Source organism: Actinoplanes oryzae, from assembly GCF_030757795.1.
Lineage (GTDB): Bacteria > Actinomycetota > Actinomycetes > Mycobacteriales > Micromonosporaceae > Actinoplanes.
Genome location: NZ_JAUQWH010000057.1, coordinates 20392 through 38532 on the forward strand (window position 1 = coordinate 20392; position 18141 = coordinate 38532).

An 18141-nucleotide genomic window follows, 5' to 3' on the forward strand; every position below is an offset into this window, starting at 1 on the left:
GGCGCGACGACGCACCCTCGCCGTTGCCCCGCCGACGTGCAAGGCTGAACGACGAGATTCCGACGAGCAGGGGTGTGACGCATGGGCATGGTCAAGGTTGTGGGGCTCGTCCTGCACCCGCGGCGCGACTGCGGGTCGGCCATCGAAGCCATCGTGCGCTGGGCGGCCTCGCGTCACGTGACCGTGCTCGGGCTGCACGACGAGATCAACCGGATCGACTGCGAGGCCGAGGCCGTCTCGGCCGAGGAGATGGTCGAGCGGGCCGGGCTGCTGGTCAGCCTGGGCGGCGACGGCACGATGCTGCGCACGATGCGGCTGGTCGAGGGGCGCAAGACGCCGGTGCTCGGGGTCAACGTCGGCCGGCTGGGCTTCCTCGCCGAGGTCGACCTGCCCGACCTGGCCGGCGCCCTGTCCTCGATCGACGAGCACGACTTCACCATCGAGGCGCGCACGGCGGTCCGCACGGTGCTGCCCGACGGCAAGGAGGTGTCGGCGTTCAACGACATCGCCATGGTCCGGGTGCCCGGCGACGGCCTCGCGCACATCGGCATCAACGTCGAGGGCAGCAATTTCGTGCGCTATGCCGCCGACGCGGTGATCGTGGCGACCCCGACCGGCTCCACCGCCTACAGCTTCTCGGCCGGCGGCCCGATCGTCTCGCCCAACGTCGAGGGCATCCTGGTCAGCGCCTCGGCCGCGCACTCGTCGTTCAACCGCTCGCTGATGCTGTCGCCCGACGAGCAGCTCGAGCTCGACGTGGCGGCGACCAGCGGCCGGCTCGCCATCGAGGTCGACGGCATCATCCAGGGCTATGCCGAGGCCGGCGACAAGCTGCGCATCCAGCCCGTGCCGGGCGCCGCGCAGGTGATCCGGTTCGGGCGCACCTCGTTCTACGAGCGGGCCCGGCGCAAGCTGCGGGTCGAGGGCAGCGCCCAGGTCAGCGCGGGCGACCCGGAGGACGCGGTCGTGGTGGACAGCTTCGAGCGGTCCCGCTATGAGGTGCTGCTCGGCGGCGAGCCGGCCGGCGCGCTGCACTATCGCCGGCACGGCGCCGGCGTCGAGCTGGCGCACACCGAGATCGACCAGGCCTTCGAGGGGCGCGGGCTGGGCGGCCGGCTGGCCGCCGCCGCGCTGCTCGACGCCCGCCGCCGGGGCACCCCGGTGACCGTCACCTGTCCCTTCGTCACGAGCTGGCTCGACCGCCACCCCGAATACTCCGACGTGCTCGCGGCCCCGCCGCAGCCCCGCGTCGAGAACACCATCGAAGTCTGACCGCGATCCCCCCAGGCTGAGGACTGCTCATGGGCCATCCCGCGATCCTGACCGTCGACGACGACCCCTCGGTGTCCCGTGCCATCGCCCGGGACCTGCGCCGCCGCTACGGCGAGCACCACCGGATCATCCGGGCCTCCTCGGCCGCCGACGCCCTCGAGGCGCTGCGCGACATCAAGCTGCGCGGCGGCCGGGTCGCCGTGATGCTCGCCGACTACCGGATGCCCCAGATGAACGGCATCGAGTTCCTCGAGCAGGCGATGGACCTCTTCCCCAACGCCCGCCGGGCGCTGCTCACCGCCTATGCGGACACCGACGCCGCGATCCAGGCGATCAACGTGGTGGACGTCGACCACTACCTGCTCAAGCCGTGGGACCCGCCGGAGGAGAAGCTCTACCCCGTCATCGACGCGCTGCTCGACGCCTGGCAGGCCACCGGCGACCGCGAGGTGGAGGACATCCGCGTCGTCGGGCACCGGTGGAGCGAGCCGTCCTACCAGATCCGCGACTTCCTGGCGCGCAACCTGGTGCCCTACAAGTGGTTCTCGGCGGACGAGCCCGAGGGGCGCCGCCTGCTGGAGGCCGCCTCGGTCGGCCCCGAGGCGATCCCGCTGGTCGTGACCGCGGACGGCCGGGCCCTGCGCCAGCCGAGCACGTCGGAGGTCGCCGAGGTGGCCGGGCTCTCGACCAGCCCGACCCGCGAGTTCTACGACCTCGTCATCGTCGGCGGCGGCCCGGCCGGGCTGGGCGCCGCGGTCTACGGCGCGTCCGAGGGCCTCAAGACGCTGCTGGTCGAGCGCCAGGCGGTGGGCGGGCAGGCCGGGCAGAGCTCCCGCATCGAGAATTACCTGGGCTTCCCCGACGGCATCTCCGGCGCGCAGCTCACCGACCGGGCGCGGCGGCAGGCCGGCAAGTTCGAGGCCGAGGTGCTCAACACGCGCGAGGTCACCGGGCTGCGGGCGGACGGCTCCGCGCGCACCCTGACCTTCGCCGACGGCGGCGAGATCTCGGCGCACTCGATCGTGCTGGCCACCGGGGTCGCGTACCGGCCGCTGGCCGCCGACGGCATCGCGCAGCTCACCGGCTCCGGCGTCTACTACGGCTCGGCGTCGACCGAGGGGCCCTCCTGCGCGGGCAGCGACGTCTACATCGTGGGCGGGGCGAATTCCGCCGGCCAGGCGGCGCTCTTCTTCTCCCGCTATGCGCGGAGCGTCACGCTGCTCGTGCGCGGCGACTCGCTCGAGGCCTCGATGTCCTACTACCTGATCCAGCAGCTCGCCCAGGTGGAGAACATCCACGTGCGCACCCGGTGCGAGGTCGTCGCGGCCGAGGGCGACGGGCACCTGCAGGCGATCACGATCTGCGACAGCAAGAACGGCTCGCAGGCCAGCGTCGAGTGCGGCTACCTGTTCATCTTCATCGGGGCGGAGCCGCGCACCGACTGGCTCGGCACGGCCGTGGCACGCGACGAGCGGGGCTTCGTCTACACGGGTCCCGATCTGCTCTCGAACGGCACCCGTCCGGCGGGATGGGATCGGGACCGCGATCCGTTCTACCTGGAGTGCAGTGTTCCCGGCATCTTCGCCGCCGGCGACGTCCGGGCCAACTCGGTCAAACGGGTGGCCTCGGCGGTCGGCGAGGGCGCGATGGCCGTCACGCTGGTCCATCGCTATCTGGAGGCACAGTGAGATGAGCGACGTCGCCGAATCCGTCGTCCTGGCGCCCTGCGAGCCCGGGCGGCTCTCCCCCGCCGAGCTCAGGACGCTCTTTCTCTTCGAGAAGCTGACCGACGACCAGCTCGCCTGGCTCGCCGAGCACGGCTGCACCATGCACGCGCCGGCCGGCTCCCTCGTGCTCCGCGAGGGCGACCCGGCCGAGCTCTTCCTGGTCCTGCTCAGCGGCACCATCGCGCTCAGCCGCCGGATCGGCGAGGACGACGTGCGCACTAGCCGCACCGAGCAGCGCGGCGTCTACATGGGCGCCACCCAGGCGTACATCAGGGACGAGGGCGTCGAGCGCAAGTACCCGGCCTCGACCCGCGCCCTCGACGACGCCGACTTCTTCGTGCTCAGCGCCGAGGACTTCGGCTTCATGATGCGCGAGTGGTTCCCGATGGCGATCCACCTGCTCGAGGGGCTGGCCCTCGGCTGGCAGAACCAGCAGGCCCGGATCAACGAGCGGCAGCGCCTCGTCGCGCTCGGCGCCCTGTCCGCGGGCCTGATGCACGAGCTGAACAACCCGGCCGCGGCCGCCTCCCGGGCCACCGGCGCCCTGCGGCAGCGGGTCGCCGGCATGCGTCACAAGCTGGGCATGCTCGCCGCGGGCAAGGTCGCCCCCGACCGCCTCGACGCCCTGGTCGAGCTGCAGGAGGACGTCATCGAGCGGGCCGCCAAGGCGCCCGCGCTGACCGCGATCCAGGCCGCCGACCGCGAGGACGAGCTGGGCGACTGGATGGACGAGCGCAACGTCACCGGCGCCTGGGACCTCGCGCCGGTCTTCGCCCAGGGCGGCCTCGACATCGACTGCCTCGACGACATCGAGGCCCGCGTCGGCACGCCGGAGCTGCTCGACCAGGCGATCCACTGGATCGGCTACGCGCTGGAGACCGAGCAGCTGATGAGCGACATCGAGGACGCCACCGGCCGGGTGTCGTCGCTGGTCACCGCGGCGAAGCAGTACTCCCAGCTGGACCGGGCCGCCCACCAGTGGATCGACGTGCACACCGGCATCGACAGCACGCTGGTCATGCTCGGGCACAAGATCGGCGACGGGGTCAAGGTCGTCAAGGACTACGACCGGTCGCTGCCCCAGGTCCCCGCCCACCCCGCCGAGCTCAACCAGGTCTGGACCAACATCATCGACAACGCCGTCCAGGCCATGCACGGCGCCGGCACGCTCACCGTCAAGACCTTCCGGACCGACGACCACGTCATCGTCTCGATCGGCGACACCGGGCCGGGCATCGACGAGGCGCTGCGCAAGCGGGTCTTCGAGCCCTTCTTCACCACCAAGCCGGTGGGCGAGGGCACGGGGCTCGGGCTGGACATCTCCTACCGGATCGTCGTCAACGGCCACGGCGGGGACATCGTGGTGAAGTCGCAGCCGGGTGACACGCGGTTCCTGGTGAAGCTGCCGATCGCCGAGCCGCCGTCGCGCTGAGGGGCGGCTCCACCCCGGCTTGCCGGCATCCCGCCTCCGCGCCGCCGATCGCCCCAGCGCCCCGACCCACTCAGCCCCGGCCGCCCCAGTCCGGCTCGGCCCCACCGCCCCGGTCCGACTCAGCCCCGGTCCGCTTCGGTCCGCCGGCCCGGTCCGCTTCAGCCTCCCGTGCCTGGCCGGCGCTGTCCGGCGGGCGGGTCGTCCGCGCGGGGCGGGCGTTGTGGGGCAGCGGATTCGCGTCGACTCGTCGCCGCGCCCTCGTTGCGGCGACGGGCGGGGTCAGCGGGCCAGGCAGGCCACGGCGACGAGGGCGCTGAGGACGCCCAGCAGGTGCACGCGTGGCAGGTGCTCGCGGAGCAGCGTGACGTTGAGCGCCACGGTCACCGCGGGATAGAGCGAGGCCAGGATCGCCGCCGTGCCCAGGGCGCCGCCCGTCGCGGAGAGGGCGAACGCGCCGTCGGCCAGCGTGTCGGACACGCCGACGGCGGCCGGGAGCAGCCAGATCGTCCAGCGCCGATCGGCGGGGACGGGTCTGGCAGGCGCCGGGCGGAGCAGCACGAAGAGCAGGATCACCAGGCCGCCGGTGATGCGGGCGCAGGCCGTCGCACCGTACGGGTCCTGCGGGGCGGCCTCGTGCAGCAGAACGAAGTACGCGCCGAAGCCGAGCGCCGCCCCCGCCGCGCAGAGGGTCGCCCGGAAGGTGGCCGCCGCCCGGGGCCGTGTGCTCGTCGCCGGCAGGCTGGCCAGGGTGATGCCGGCGAGCGCGGTCACCGCGCCGGCCACACCCAGGGCGTCGAGATGCTCGCCGTGGCCGAAGCCCCATGCGACGGGGACCAGGGCCGCACCGGCCGCCACGGGCGTCACGATCGCCAAGGGCCCGTCCCGCATCGCCAGGTAGAAGAGGGCCATCGCCGGGACGCCGACGAGGCCGGCCGCCGCGGCGACCAGGATCGTGCGGGCGTCGTGCGGCAGCGGGCCGGGGCGGGCCAGGAGATAGAGGACCGCCAGGACGGCACCCGTCGCCTTCGATCCGATCAGTACGGTACGGACGCTGACGCGGCGCGCCCCGAGGCCGGCCAGGAAGTCCGATCCACCCCACGCCAGCGCCGCCAGTCCGGCCACTCCCAGCTCCCACGTCACAGGGAAAGTAACGACGGGCATCATGGACAGGGGATCGACATACGGACAACGTCCAGCTCCCGGGGTCGCCGATACGGCCCGGGGGACCTTAACGAGGCCGTCGCGGATATTCCGGCATTTCACCGCAAGACCGGGCGAAGTGGCTTTGCCGAACTTTAATGATGATCTTTACGAACGCCTGGTCGGCACGGGGACCTCAATAATTCGATCCGGCCGTGACCGTCCCCCGTCATCCCCGGAGTTCCCCTGATGCGTCGCAAGCGAACACTGATCCTCTCCGCAGCCGCCGTGGTGGCCGCCGCGGGGACCGCCTGGATCGCCCTGCCGGCGTCCGCGGCCGCCACGACCGCGGTCTTCACCAAGACGTCCGACTGGGGCACCGGGTGGCAGGGTGACGTGACGATCACCAACGGCGCCTCGTCCGCGATGTCCTCCTGGAAGGTCGAGTTCGACCTGCCCGCGGGTGCGACGATCGGCAGCTACTGGGAGGCCGACATGGTCGCCAGCGGCCAGCACCGGACGTTCACGAACCGGGCCTGGAACGGGAACGTCCCGGGCGACGGCAAGGTCTCGTTCGGCTTCGTCGGCTCGGGCGCCACGCCGATCAACTGCCTGATCAACGGGCAGCCGTGCGCGGGCTCGGGCGGTGGCGGCAGCACGACCGCGCCGACCGTCGCCCCCACCAAGCCGGCCACGACCGCGCCGACCGTGGCGCCGACGACGAAGGCGCCGACCGCGGCGCCCACCTCGAAGACGCCCACCACCGCACCGGCGACCAAGCCGGCCGAGGACACCAGCGTGCCGCCGGCCTCCAGCCTGCTGCCGGTCAAGGTCACCAACGACACCGGCCGCTCCGACGCCGTCTACCTGTACGTGCTCGGCACCAACCTGACGACCGGCAAGCTCGGCTACGTCAACGCCGACGGGGCGTTCACGCAGTGGACGGGCGGCGGTTCCGTGCCGGTGCCCGCGCCGGACGTGTCGATCGCCGGCCCCGGCAACGGGTCGAGCAAGACCATCAAGATGCCGAAGAACCTGTCCGGCCGGCTCTACATGTCGTTCGGCAAGAAGCTGGACTTCCGGCTCACCACCGACGGCCTGGTGCAGCCGGCGCCGTGGGCGTCGGGCGACCCGAACCACGACATCCTCTTCGACTGGAGCGAGTTCACGCTCAACGACTCCGGCCTCTGGCTCAACAGCTCGCAGGTCGACATGTTCGCGGTGCCGCACGTGGTCAGCGTGCAGGGCGGCGACGGGGTCACCCTGAAGACCGGCGAGGTCAAGGACGGCGGGCGGCAGAAGGTCATCGACCAGATCAAGGCCCAGCCCGACTTCGCCAAGAGCGTGGTCACCCGCGCCGACGGTACGGTGCTGCGCGTGCTCGCCCCCGGCAAGGCGGCCGACGCCGGGCTGATGAGCGCCACCTACCTCGACCCGTACATCACCAGGGCGTGGAACGCGTACACGTCGAAGACGCTGACCGTGGTGCCCTTCGGCGACCAGCCGAACACCAAGTTCTTCGGCAAGACCAGCGGCAACGTCATGAACTTCACCGACGGCTCGGGCAAGACCGTCGCCTCCTTCACCAAGCCGTCGACCGCGAACGTGTGGGGCTGCGACGGCGCGCTCGGCGCCCCGAACGACCTGGTCGTGGGTCCGATCGCCCGCACGCTCTGCGCCGCGATGCAGCGCACGACGCTCGGCACGCTCGACACCCAGCCCAGCGGCGGGGCGGCCGACTTCTACCAGGGCGAGCCGGCCAACCACTACGCCAAGGTCATCCACGAGCAGATGAAGGACGGCAAGGCGTACGCGTTCGCCTTCGACGACGTGCAGAACCAGGAGTCGCTCGTGCACTCGGGCGACCCGCGCCAGGCCGGGATCGTGCTGAGCCCGTTCTGATCGGTCCCGCAGCCGCCGCCGTCTGGCGGCGGCTGCGCCGCCCGCCGAAGACGAGCCGGCGCGCCTGCCCACGGGGGACAGGCGCGCCGGCTGCTTTTGTCCAGTCATTTACCGGGACGTGGAACGGTTTTACGCGTACGTAATAAATGCTTTTCCTGATTTGTGACGGCGCCCACGAAAAGCGCAAACGCGGGAATGCAGCCTGCAGGTCTGGTCTTGTCGACGTGGTGAGGGGTTGTGTGCCTCATGCATACGCATGCCCTCGGCACAGTACCGACGACGGATGGATGTTTCATGACCCAGGCGCCCGACCGTGAGGCCGTGGTTGTCCCGCAGGCCGGCCAGACTCCCGGGGAGCTGATGTCGACGGGTGCGCGGGTGCGGCTCGTGCTGGTGCTCGGCTTCCTCATCGCCATCGGCCCGCTCACCATCGACATGTATCTGCCGGCCCTGCCGACGATCGTGACCGACCTGCAGACGACCGACGCGGCCATCCAGCTCACGCTGACCGGCACGCTGGCGGGTCTCGCGCTCGGCCAGCTGCTGATGGGCCCGCTCTCCGACGCGGTCGGCCGCCGCGGCCCGCTGCTCGCCGGCGTCGCCGTGCACATCCTGGCCTCGGTCCTGTGCGTGATCGCGCCCAACCTGGCCGTGCTCGGCTCGCTGCGCATCCTCCAGGGCCTCGGCGCCGCCTCCGCCGCCGTCATCGCCATGGCGGTCGTGCGCGACCTGTTCACCGGCCTGCCCGCCGCGAAGCTGCTCTCCCGCCTGATGCTCGTCATGGGCGCCGCCCCGATCCTGGCCCCGACCCTGGGCGGCATCGTCCTCGGCTGGACCTCGTGGCGCGGCGTCTTCGTGGTCCTCGCCCTCTTCGGCGTCGCCATCCTGACCGTCACCGCCCTCGGCCTCCCCGAGACCCTGGCCCCCGAGCGCCGGCGCAACGGCGGCGTGGCCGGGACCCTGCGCGACTACGGCCGGCTGTTCAAGGACCGCGCGTACATCGGCCTCATCCTCGTCGCCGGCCTCGCCTTCTCGGCGATGTTCGCCTACGTCTCCGGCTCGTCCTTCGTGTTCCAGCAGGAATACGGCATGTCGGAGCAGCAGTTCGGCTTCGTCTTCGGCGCCGGGGCGGTCGGCCTGATCCTGGCCACCCAGTGCAACGTCGTGCTCCTCCGCCGGTGGACCCCCGCCCAGATCCTCGTCACGGCGCTCGCCGCGGGCGCCGTCGCCGGGCTCGTGCTGCTGCTGTTCGCGGCGCTCGACTTCGGCGGAATCTTCGGCATCCTGGTCCCGCTCTGGCTGGTCCTCGCCGCCACGGGCCTGGCCCTGCCGAACGCCCCCGCGCTGGCCCTGTCCCGCCACGGCGAGGCGGCCGGCACGGCGGCGGCCCTGCTCGGCGCGGTGCAGTTCGGCATCGGCGCGGTGTCGGCACCGCTGGTCGGCCTGCTCGGCTCGGACGCGGTCGGCATGTCGACGGTCATCGCCGGCGGCATGGTCGCGGCGAACATCGTGCTCGCGCTGGTCGTCCGCCCGTGGACCCTCCCGGCCGAGCGCCCCGAGGGCGCGGTCGTGGTCGCTCACTGACCGCTCGATCACGCGTGGGGCCCGCACTCTCGACGAGTGCGGGCCTTCGTCGGCTCAGGCAGCCTCGAGGAGTACGGCGCTGCGCAGCGCCGTGGTCTCCTCCGAGACCGGCCGCAGTCCCGCGGCCGTCGCGAGCGCGCACATATCCTCGACCGTCCGGGTGGGCCGGGCCATCTCGATGTCGAGGCGCAGCCGGCCCGCGGTCGGATCGAACAGGTCACCGGCGCGGCTGGGCAGGACCAGCTGGGTGACGAGCACGGCGGGACCGGCCTTCGCAACGACACCCAGCAGCTGGACGGCGTCCTCGTCGGGCCAGTCGGCGAGCACGTCGCAGAGCACGTGCAGGTCGGCCGGGGGCAGCGGGCCGGTCATGAAGTCGGCTTCATGGATACGCCAACGCCCCGGGTCGATGCCGTCGAGCTGTTCCCCGGCCAGCCGGCTCATCGGCGCGAGATCGACCAGGTCGCAGTGCGCGCACAGGTCCCGGCTCAGCAGCTCGCGAGCGAGTCGGCCGGTGCCGGCGCCGACGTCGCACACGGTGCGTGGTGCCCGGGCCCGGATCAGCTTCTCGATCGGGGCGAAATCCACGACCGGCGTCCGGTGCCCGAACACTGTCCGCGCCTCGCCGAGATCCATGCGAGCCACTCGGGACCACACGGACTCACCGTGCTGTTCCTCCAGGCCGGTGCGCCCGGAGCGCACGACGTCGAGCAGTGCGACGACGCTGTGGTTCACGTCGCCGCTCAACGTGCCGAGGCGCAGCGAGCCGATCAGCCAGGACTGCGGCGAGGGGCCGGGCGCGTCACAGGCGGCCCGCCCGAGCACGGTCAGGCGGTAGCGGCCGTCCGGCCCGGCCCGCACGACGTCGCGGGACGCCAGGTGATCGAGGATCCCGGTGAGGATGCGGGCGTCAGTCGAGGTGAGCCGCGCCAGCTCGGCGGCCGTACGGGGCCGGTCGCGCAACAGGCCGGGCAACCCGAGCGAGACCAGGACGCGCAGCGCCATCGGCGTGACCAGGTCGCTCAGGGCGTGCAGCCGGCGGACGGCCGCGAGGTCGGCGGGCTCGTCCTCACTCACCGCACGACCCGGCACAGGACAGGACAGGGCTGCACGTCATGAACGTCAGGATCATGACCGACACGGTCCCGTAGCGCGGGTTGAGCTGCTTGGCCAGCTCCACGAGACGCTGCCGGTGGTCGGAGCCGCCGATCAGGTCGCCGTCGAAGAACTCCATCATCTGCCGGGTCGCGTCCTCCAAGGCGATCTCCCCGTGGACGTAGCCTCGGGCGGAACCGACGAACCGCTCGATGCCGGGAATGGTCGCCGTCTCCTCCTTGAGCCGGGCGAGCACGAGCTTCTCGAACTGTTGTCCTTCGACCTGGGTCATGATGCGTCCTTTCCACGGCGTGGCAACAAGGGATACAAGGGAGACGGAACGTCCCGGGGAGCGCACATGCGCAGGGCGAGCAGACCCGCCCCGGCGGCGCCGGTCATCAGACCCGGTGCCGTGCGCACCACTCCGGCGGCGGTGTAGTGCTCGAGGGCTTCGGTCAGCAAGTGGGCCGGCAGTCCGGTGAGGTTGCTGGTCAGCTCCGCGGCCCCGGCGACTGCGAGCTTGCCATGGCACGCGGACGGGTCGGCGGACGGCCCGGCGAAGCGGGCACCGTTTTCGTGCAGTGCGGACACCGCCGTGGCCAGGTCCCCGGTCGCCACCGCTCGTTCCGCCGACACCAGCCGCGCCACCGCGATCCCCGGCGCGCCGTAGCACCAGTGGAACCGGGACTCCCCGGTTCCCGACGGACCCCCGGGCCAGTTCCCGGCTGCCCGGTCCAGGAAGCGGCGCTCGTGGTCGGCCGCCGCGGCCGCCGCCCGGTCCAGATCCGCCACTCCGCCAAGACGGTGGCTGAGCTCGGACAAGGCCAGCACGGTCGAGGAGGGTCCGTGCGCCAGGCCGGGCACCTGTGTCGCATCCAGGCCACGGGCGGCCAGTTGCCGGCCGTACCCGGCAGCCCGATCGAGCAGGCGCCCGCGGGCCTTTCCCGGGCCCGCCGACTGCGCTGCCCAGCAGTAGGCCAGCACAGTGCCGGAGATGCCGTAGACGAGGTCGTGATCGGGCACATCGTCGCCGGGACTCACGGCGTTCAGCAGGTACGTGACCGCCGCGTCCCGCAAATCGCCATGGCCGAGGGTCCGCCCGATCTCGGCCACCGCGGCGGCCGCACCGGCTTGTCCGCCGTAGAGGCCGTGCCGGTGCTGCAGGCCGGGAAGGTGCCGAAGCGCGGTGTACGCCGCCGACCCCGCGATCTCGGCGTGCCGGTGCCTGCCCAGAACGACGGAGGCGTGCGCCAGGAACATCGCGATCCCGGACAGCCCGTCGTAGAGCTCCGGGCCGACCGTGCTCAGTTCCGCAGGATCGTCGGTGCCGGTGCTGACGGAGAGCCAGGTACAGCCCTGACTCGCGGTGACAGCGAGGTCGGCCAGCAGGTCGGCGATCCGCTCGGCGTGCTGGGCGGTTGTCCCGTCGCCGCCGGTGTACACCGCGGGATCCGTGGCGGTAGCAAGTGGGCCGGCCTCGTCGGGCAACACCGGATCCCACCGGGGGGCGCCTGGGTTGAGGTGGGTCGAGCCGACGGGTCGGCCGCTCTCGGCGAGGGCACGGCGCATGTGGTGAACCCGCGTTCCGGGTGTGGACCGGGGACCGTTGCGCAGATGGTCGTCGACGAGTCCCCTGGCGAGGATCCGGGAGACGGTCTGGCCGAAGCTCAATCCGCCCGGCGGGTCGTCGGCGAGGGCAAGTCCGGGTGCGATCCGCCGGGTGCACGCCGGTGTCCACGGGCGCAGGTCGGCACGGACCTTCCGATGGACAGCGAGGAGGGTGCCCCATTGCGCCGCCATGCGAGCGGCCGGGAGGTAGAGCACGGCGACGTCGGCACGCTCGGGCCAGACCGTACCGCTGTGTGCGATCTTGAACTGGAACGGCTCCCCCTGGTCGTTCAGGGCCGCGGTCAGGGCGGCGACCAGCCCGGGACCGCCCCGCCGGCAGACGTTCCAGTAGAGCCGGGTCGTGCCGGAGCCGGTCGAGCCGGGCCCTCGGTCCCCGATGAAGAGGACATGACCCGGCGAGCGCATCGGCAGTGCGGTGGGCAGCCGGTGATCGTGGTCTCCGGAAGTGGGCCCTGGGCGTAGGAAACGAACGCCCCACAGGGTGAGTTCGGTGTCGGTGACCTCCTCGAAGGACGGCAGCCAGGAGCGCTCGCCACGGTGGGCCTCCAGCAGTTCGCGGACAAGGCCGGCGTTCCCGCTGAGGGCGGGTGACGATCTGTCGGCGGCCGAGAGCGGCCGCGGCGCGCCGAAGACGTAGTACGCGGAGTAGAGAAGATCGGCCAGGTACGACCGGAGCGCCTCGGGCACCAGATCGCCGGTCACCTCCGGCGCGGGAACGACGGTCTCGTCGTACCAGGAGATGCTGGAGTCGGTATGGATGCGTACGCGGGTGGCGAGGTCGTCGAGCTCGGGCGCCTCCGGCTCGATCACGGCCAGGCTGCGGGTGGTTGTCACGGCTGCCGCACCCCGAGGAAGATCTGAGCGCCGGCTTCGGGACGGCGGAACAGGTTTGCCGCGACCTGCAGGAGATGCCGGCACGCCGCTGAGACCGAGGGCGCCGCCGAGCACCGCTCCATGGTGGTCAGCACCATCCGGCCCGCCACCCACTGGACAAGGTCGACCGGCGGCACCACGCAACCGCCGCCCTCCTGGTAGGCGTCGAGGACGCGCCGCACGACGGCGTGCAGAGCGCCGAGCCTGTCCGCCCGGTGCCGGTCGGCTGCGGGCCGGGCCCAGACGTCCGCGTCCTCCAGAAACGCGATCACGTGCCCGGCGACGAGCGCCCCGAGGTCCCACCGCGGATCGCCACGCCCGGCCAGTTCCCAGTCGATGACGACGAGCCCGCCGCCCGGGGTCTCGATGATGTTCTCGGGGCGTACGTCGTTGTGGATCTGGCTGCTCGCCCGCCACCGCGAGGACAGCGACAGCAGCCCGGCCGTGAGCATCTCGTCGGCCTGGATCAGCCGCGTCAGCAGGTGCGAGCCGTGACTGTGGAACTGGAAGGCGGCCAGCGGTGGCCGCGCCAGCAGGAACACGGCCGAGGGGCGCGCCGGCGGCAGGGTGGACGGGTCCGGGCCGCTGCCGTGCAGCCGGGCCAGGATGCCCGCCAGCTCCGGCGCCCGCGCGGCGTGCGCACGGGGGTCACGCTCGATGCTGCCGGCCAGCGTGGAGCCGGGGACCCAGTCGGTGACCAGGCACCCGTCCCGGAAGGAACGCAGGCACGGAACGGGCACGACGCTCCCGAGCCGACTGTAGGTGGCAGCCTCGTCGCGGACCGACTGCACGGTCTCGCTGTTCGTGCCCTGCTTCACCACGAATCCGGAGGGCCCTGTACGGACGACGTAAGTACGGCAGCGGCTGGACCGGTCGGTCACGGTCACTCCGGCGCTGACCAGGGTCTCCGCCGATATCAGGCCGCGCGCCACGAGATGGTCGACCGTTCCCCTGGCGTCGAGCAGCTGTGCACCTCCCGGTGCGAAGTCGATCAGTGCCCTCATGGATCCGGCCGCCCTTCGTGGTCGAGGTCGCGGAGAAGCCGCACAGCTGCTCGGCTGGAAAGGGTCGGGATCAGCAGTTACAGCTCAGGATGAGGGTGCAGGACGTGAGCGTGATCAGGATCGACGGCGTGCCGCACATCGTCTCCATCCGCTTGGTGAGCTCGACGATCCGCTCCCGATCGGCGATCCCGTCGGTCATCGCTCCCTGGAAGAAGCCGTTCATCTCGTCCAAGGCGGTGTCGATGTCGACATCGCCGCGCAGGAAGGCCTGAGCGGACTCGTCGAAGGCCGGCGCTTCCCGCATGGCGCGGAACGACGCGGAGATCGCGTCCATCGCGGTGTCGTAGGTTTCCTCGGATCTGATCGGCGCTGTGAGGGTGGTCATGGTTCTCCCTTCCTGGGCAAGAGGCCCCGGTCCGGACCTGTCGCGGGGACGGGGACAAGCTATGACCACGACCTACACAGCCGCCTATACAGATTTCGGCGCGGATCAGTTGCCGACGGCGAGGGTGGACATCATGGGGGTCGGGTAGCGGTCGCCGCGGGCGGCGCCGGCGGGGACTGCCTTGGTAATTTCGGTGAGGTCGGCGGGGGTGAGGGTCAGGTCGAGTGCGGGGAGGGCCTCGGCCAGGCGGGTACGGGTGCGGATGCCGGCCAGGGGGACGATGGCCGGGTCCTGGGCGGCCACCCAAGCGATGGCGAGCTGGGCGACGGTGCAGCCCCGGGCCTCGGCGACCCGGCGCAGGGCGTCGGCCAGGGCGAGGTTGTGCTCGATGTTGCCCTCGGCGAAGCGCGGCATGCGGTGGCGGTTGTCGCCCGGCTGGGCCTTGCCGGGGGTGTAGTGGCCGCCGATCAGGCCGCGGCCCAGCACCCCGTACGCCGTCATGCCGATGCCGAGCTCGCGCAGCACCGGCAGCACGGCAGCCTCCACGCCGCGGGACAGGACGGAGTACTCGATCTGCAGGTCGGCGACGGGGTGGACGGCGTGGGCGCGGCGGATCGTGTCGGCGCCCACCTCGGAGAGGCCGAGGTGCCGGACGTAGCCGGCGTCGATCAGCTCCTTGATGGCGCCGGCGGTGTCCTCGATCGGGACGGCGGGGTCGAGGCGGGCGGGCCGGTAGATGTCGATGTGGTCGACGCCCAGCCGGGTCAGCGAGTAGAGCAGGAAGTTCTTCAGGGCCGCGGGACGGTTGTCCTGCACGCCGGGGTAGCCGCCGGGGCTCATGAGCGCGCCGAACTTGACGCTCAGCAGGTAGCTGTCGCGCGGGCGGTCGCGCAGCGCCTCGCCGAGCAGCAGCTCGTTGTGGCCCGAGGCGTAGAAGTCGCCGGTGTCGATCAGGGTCACGCCGGCGTCCAGGGCGGCGTGCACGGTGGCGATGCTCTCGGCGCGGTCGCTCGGGCCGTAGACGCCGTTCGACATGCCCATCGCGCCGAGGCCGAGGGCGGAGACGGCGGGGCCGGCCGTGCCGAGGGTGCGGGTCTGCATCGTGGTCTCCTCGTGAGAGTCGGTGTCGGTGACCACGGTGCGCCGTCACGAGCCGGGGCGGGAGCGGAGCGCTCATCGTGGGAGCGGCTCTCCCTGTCTCGGCGGCGGCCGGGGAGAGACCATGGGTTCATGCAGCGTGAGCAGCTCGCCGACTTCCTGCGGCGGCGCCGGGAGGCGATCCGGCCGGCCGAGGTGGGCATCGGCGACGGACGCCGGCGGCGCACGGCCGGCCTGCGGCGGGAGGAGGTCGCCATGCTCGCCGGCATGTCGGTCGACTACGTCGTGCGGCTCGAGCAGGGGCGCAGCAGCCAGCCGTCGACGCAGCTGCTCGGCGCGCTGGCCCGGGCGCTGCGGCTCTCCGACGACGAGCGGGCCCACCTGTTCCACCTGGCCGGGCACCAGCCGCCGCCCGCCGACGGGACCGCCCGGCTGGCCCGGGCCGGGCTGCTGCGGATGCTGGACCTGGTCGGCGACAACCCGGCCATGGTGCTCACCGACCTCGGCGAGGTGCTCGCGCAGAACAGGATGAACGTGCTGCTCGCCGGGCAGCACACGGGGTTCGCCGGCGACCGGCGCTATCTGGTCTACCGGTGGTTCACCGAGCCGGGGATCGGCACCATGCACCTGCCGGAGGAGCGCGCCCGCCATGCCCGGCAGCTGGTGGCCGACCTGCGGGCGGTCGCGGGGCGGCGGGGCGGGGACCCCGAGGTCACGGGGCTGGTCGAGCGGCTGCGGGCGGCGAGTGCGGAGTTCCGGGAGCTGTGGGCCGGGCACGAGGTGCAGGTGCGGCGGTCGGACCGGAAGACCTTCGTGCACCCGCGGGTCGGGCCGGTGCTGATGGACTGCGAGACGCTGGTCACGCCGGACCTGCGGCAGCAGCTGCTGGTGCTCACCCCGGCGGACGCCGACGCCCGCGAGCGGCTGGAGCTGCTGCGGGTCGTCGGCGTCGAGGAGTTTCCCAGGGGGGACGAGCGCACCCTGGCGGCCGGGGACGGCAGCTGAGCCCGGACGCTCGCGGCAAAGGCGTGCCGCGGCAGCGAGGCCGCGGTGTAGGCACGCTCGGTCTGCGGTACGCGTATTCGTCGCATGAAGGTCTCAGACGACCAGCTCGCGCGGGGCCCACTGGGTGTGCTCGGCGAAGGCGCGGTAGCGGTGCAGCGCGACGAACAGCCAGCCGAGGCTGATGATCGCCAGGATGATGAACGGGATCGTGCCGCCGAAGGTGTCCCAGGCGGTGTGCAGCGCGACCGCGCCGATGAACGTGCCCACGAAGGCCAGCGCCTTCTTGCCGGTCGGGGTGGCGATGAGCGCCCAGAGTGCGCCGCAGGTCAGGCCGGTCCACGCCGTGTGGCCGGCCGGGGCGGTGAGGCCGCGCACGAAGAGCGTCTCCTGCACCGCGCCGATGCTGCCCTGCGAGCTGAGCAGCGCGGTGAAGCCGTAGCCCATGGTCTCCAGCGCGGCGAAGCCCATGCCGGACGCGACGCCGATGACCAGGCCGTCGGAGGGCAGGCGGCGGCCGTGCCGGGCGAGCAGCACGAAGAGCAGGATCACCGGGACGATCATCTTGGCGGCTTCCTCGATGATCGCCACGAAGAGCATGGGGAGCGCGCCGAGGCCGCGCAGCGCGTCGTACTCCAGCGTGCCGGCCACGACCACGCCGATGACGCCGCCGAAGAAGGCCGCCGTGACCAGGGCGGACGCGGGCACCTGCCAGTGGCCGGTGCGGGCCTGGGCGAAGGTCAGGAACGCCAGGGGCACGACCGTCGCGCCGAGCAGGAGCAGCGCCGGGACGAAGTTGGGGTTCTGCGTGTGCACCAGAGTGCGCAGCACGACGACGTACAGCGCCAGGCCGACGACGAGGACGCCGAACCACGCCCAGCGGCGGGAGAGATCACGCATGGACCGGATCCTCCCGCACGGGGGCGTGCGGCGCCACCGTCAGCGCGTTGTCCGCCCGCGGACGAGCTGCTGGGCGCGCTCGACGAGCGCGGGCGAGCCGCACTTCTGGGCAAGTTCGAGCCCGTCCCGTAGGATGCGCCGCGCCTGGGGCCGGCGGCGCGCCGCGTTCAGCAGCGCCCCGAGATCGACCAGGGCCGTCGCCAGCTCGAAGCGGCGCGGGGTGCCGTGCAGGATGCGGACGGCCTCCTCGGCCGCCGCCAGCCCGGCGGGCCCGGCGGTGACCCGGCCCTGCACCCGCAGCGCGCGGCCGAGCGCCGAGGCCAGCCCGTGCCGCCGGGTGAGCGCGATCTCCTCGGCGAGCAGGCGTTCGGCCGCCTCCCCCGCGCCGAGCTGGGCGAGCACCTCCGCCGCCGCCGAGCGCCACGGCAGGACGGCCGGATGGTCGGAGCCGCGCACCGCCAGCCGCTCGCCGCAGCGATAGAGGTCGGCCAGCGCCTCCCCCGGCCGGCCGGCCTCGAGGTGCAGCCGGCCGCGGACATAGCGCAGCAGCAGATATTCCGGCTCGTCGGGCAGCTCGGCGTCGGTCATCAGCCGCTCGGCCTGGTCGATCTCGCCGCGGTCCAGGTGGACGGCCACCCGGCGCGAGGTGAGCAGCGCCGCGGCGCCGGGCGGCAGCGGCGGCAGCGCGGCGGCGGCCTCCGCGTCGCGCTGGGCGGCGGGCAGCTCCCCCAGCCGCCGCGCCACGGAGGAACGCTGGGAGTAGACAGTGGCCAGGCCGGCCTGGTCGTCCTCGCGCGCAGCCACGTCGCGGGCCAGCGTGCAACCCGCGTACGCGGCAGCCAGGTCATCGGCGTCCGCGAGCCGCCGCAGCGCACGCAGATAGCGTGGCAGCTCGCCGGCGTTCCTCGGGGGGTCGAGGGGCACCGGACGGGCGGAGCGAACTGTGATGTCCCGGCCGCGGTCCGCCAACCTCAGCCGTTCGTCACGGACGGTCATGCAGCTTCAGTACCCTCCCCGGCACGTCGAGCCACTCAGGTGTCCAGGCTTTCCCAGATTCCTCGCCAGCACAACGCGCGTTCGCTTTCCGCGTTGCGCCGG

General features: G+C 72.4%; 15 protein-coding genes. 6 read left to right on the top strand and 9 right to left on the bottom strand.

Features of this window, described 5'->3' with window-relative positions; genetic code table 11:
• Nucleotides 1-81: 81 nt before the first annotated feature.
• From RBH18_RS19900 to RBH18_RS19910, 3 genes are read left to right on the top strand one after another with little or no spacing between them, the layout of a single operon-like run.
• The gene (locus RBH18_RS19900; protein WP_306209945.1) at nt 82-1272 is read left to right on the top strand and encodes an NAD(+)/NADH kinase; all 1191 of its coding nucleotides are present in this window, start codon (nt 82-84) and stop codon (nt 1270-1272) included.
• A 29-nt stretch (nt 1273-1301) separates the two neighbouring features.
• A complete protein-coding gene (locus RBH18_RS19905) occupies nt 1302-2960 on the top strand; it encodes an FAD-dependent oxidoreductase (RefSeq protein WP_306209947.1) in 1659 nt (552 codons plus the stop codon).
• A 1-nt stretch (nt 2961) separates the two neighbouring features.
• The gene (locus tag RBH18_RS19910; protein ID WP_306209949.1) at nt 2962-4431 is read left to right on the top strand and encodes an ATP-binding protein; all 1470 of its coding nucleotides are present in this window, start codon (nt 2962-2964) and stop codon (nt 4429-4431) included.
• A gap of 279 nt (nt 4432-4710) precedes the next feature.
• Here RBH18_RS19910 and RBH18_RS19915 read toward each other — a convergent pair whose 3' ends face one another.
• On the bottom strand, nt 4711-5571 hold the full coding sequence (locus RBH18_RS19915; RefSeq protein WP_306209951.1) for an EamA family transporter: 861 nt from the start codon (nt 5569-5571) through the stop codon (nt 4711-4713).
• A gap of 249 nt (nt 5572-5820) precedes the next feature.
• Between RBH18_RS19915 and RBH18_RS19920 the strand changes: the two genes are divergently transcribed.
• Together RBH18_RS19920 and RBH18_RS19925 are read left to right on the top strand one after the other, a co-directional pair.
• Nucleotides 5821-7473: a beta-1,3-glucanase family protein gene (locus RBH18_RS19920; RefSeq protein WP_306209953.1), complete on the top strand. Its 1653-nt coding sequence runs from the start codon at nt 5821-5823 to the stop codon at nt 7471-7473.
• Nucleotides 7474-7833: 360 nt separating this feature from the next.
• On the top strand, nt 7834-9057 hold the full coding sequence (locus RBH18_RS19925; RefSeq protein ID WP_372338948.1) for a multidrug effflux MFS transporter: 1224 nt from the start codon (nt 7834-7836) through the stop codon (nt 9055-9057).
• A gap of 54 nt (nt 9058-9111) precedes the next feature.
• Here the strand turns inward: RBH18_RS19925 and RBH18_RS19930 are convergent, their stop codons facing one another.
• The 6 genes from RBH18_RS19930 to RBH18_RS19955 form a co-directional block, all read right to left on the bottom strand.
• Nucleotides 9112-10134: a methyltransferase gene (locus RBH18_RS19930; RefSeq protein ID WP_306209957.1), complete on the bottom strand. Its 1023-nt coding sequence runs from the start codon at nt 10132-10134 to the stop codon at nt 9112-9114.
• Nucleotides 10127-10444: a hypothetical protein gene (locus RBH18_RS19935; protein ID WP_306209959.1), complete on the bottom strand. Its 318-nt coding sequence runs from the start codon at nt 10442-10444 to the stop codon at nt 10127-10129. Before RBH18_RS19935 ends, RBH18_RS19930 begins: the two co-directional genes overlap by 8 nt.
• Nucleotides 10441-12615: a lanthionine synthetase LanC family protein gene (locus tag RBH18_RS19940; RefSeq protein WP_306209961.1), complete on the bottom strand. Its 2175-nt coding sequence runs from the start codon at nt 12613-12615 to the stop codon at nt 10441-10443. The genes RBH18_RS19935 and RBH18_RS19940 overlap by 4 nt, the downstream gene beginning before the upstream one ends.
• Nucleotides 12612-13658, bottom strand: a complete 1047-nt coding sequence (locus tag RBH18_RS19945; protein WP_306209963.1) for an aminoglycoside phosphotransferase family protein — start codon at nt 13656-13658, stop codon at nt 12612-12614. The genes RBH18_RS19940 and RBH18_RS19945 overlap by 4 nt, the downstream gene beginning before the upstream one ends.
• 70 nt (nt 13659-13728) lie before the next feature.
• Nucleotides 13729-14043: a hypothetical protein gene (locus RBH18_RS19950; RefSeq protein WP_306209965.1), complete on the bottom strand. Its 315-nt coding sequence runs from the start codon at nt 14041-14043 to the stop codon at nt 13729-13731.
• Between the two features lie 105 nt (nt 14044-14148).
• Complete coding sequence (locus RBH18_RS19955; RefSeq protein ID WP_306209968.1) at nt 14149-15144, bottom strand: aldo/keto reductase; 996 nt, start codon at nt 15142-15144, stop codon at nt 14149-14151.
• 129 nt (nt 15145-15273) lie between these two features.
• Here RBH18_RS19955 and RBH18_RS19960 point away from each other — a divergent pair, with 129 nt between their 5' ends.
• Complete coding sequence (locus RBH18_RS19960) at nt 15274-16146, top strand: helix-turn-helix transcriptional regulator (protein WP_306209970.1); 873 nt, start codon at nt 15274-15276, stop codon at nt 16144-16146.
• Between the two features lie 93 nt (nt 16147-16239).
• Here the strand turns inward: RBH18_RS19960 and RBH18_RS19965 are convergent, their stop codons facing one another.
• Together RBH18_RS19965 and RBH18_RS19970 are read right to left on the bottom strand one after the other, a co-directional pair.
• Nucleotides 16240-17043 (bottom strand): PrsW family intramembrane metalloprotease, encoded by an 804-nt coding sequence (locus tag RBH18_RS19965; protein ID WP_306209972.1) that lies wholly within the window; start codon nt 17041-17043, stop codon nt 16240-16242.
• A gap of 39 nt (nt 17044-17082) precedes the next feature.
• Nucleotides 17083-18039, bottom strand: a complete 957-nt coding sequence (locus RBH18_RS19970; RefSeq protein WP_306209975.1) for a hypothetical protein — start codon at nt 18037-18039, stop codon at nt 17083-17085.
• Nucleotides 18040-18141: the final 102 nt, after the last annotated feature.

Coding starts and splice junctions, on each gene's coding strand:
- RBH18_RS19900 (WP_306209945.1), top strand. CDS start 82: ATGGGCATGGTCAAGGTTGTGGGGCTCGTCCTGCACCCGCGGCGCGAC.
- RBH18_RS19905 (WP_306209947.1), top strand. CDS start 1,302: ATGGGCCATCCCGCGATCCTGACCGTCGACGACGACCCCTCGGTGTCC.
- RBH18_RS19910 (WP_306209949.1), top strand. CDS start 2,962: ATGAGCGACGTCGCCGAATCCGTCGTCCTGGCGCCCTGCGAGCCCGGG.
- RBH18_RS19920 (WP_306209953.1), top strand. CDS start 5,821: ATGCGTCGCAAGCGAACACTGATCCTCTCCGCAGCCGCCGTGGTGGCC.
- RBH18_RS19925 (WP_372338948.1), top strand. CDS start 7,834: ATGTCGACGGGTGCGCGGGTGCGGCTCGTGCTGGTGCTCGGCTTCCTC.
- RBH18_RS19935 (WP_306209959.1), bottom strand. CDS start 10,444: ATGACCCAGGTCGAAGGACAACAGTTCGAGAAGCTCGTGCTCGCCCGG.
- RBH18_RS19945 (WP_306209963.1), bottom strand. CDS start 13,658: ATGAGGGCACTGATCGACTTCGCACCGGGAGGTGCACAGCTGCTCGAC.
- RBH18_RS19950 (WP_306209965.1), bottom strand. CDS start 14,043: ATGACCACCCTCACAGCGCCGATCAGATCCGAGGAAACCTACGACACC.
- RBH18_RS19955 (WP_306209968.1), bottom strand. CDS start 15,144: ATGCAGACCCGCACCCTCGGCACGGCCGGCCCCGCCGTCTCCGCCCTC.
- RBH18_RS19960 (WP_306209970.1), top strand. CDS start 15,274: ATGCAGCGTGAGCAGCTCGCCGACTTCCTGCGGCGGCGCCGGGAGGCG.
- RBH18_RS19965 (WP_306209972.1), bottom strand. CDS start 17,043: ATGCGTGATCTCTCCCGCCGCTGGGCGTGGTTCGGCGTCCTCGTCGTC.
- RBH18_RS19970 (WP_306209975.1), bottom strand. CDS start 18,039: ATGACCGTCCGTGACGAACGGCTGAGGTTGGCGGACCGCGGCCGGGAC.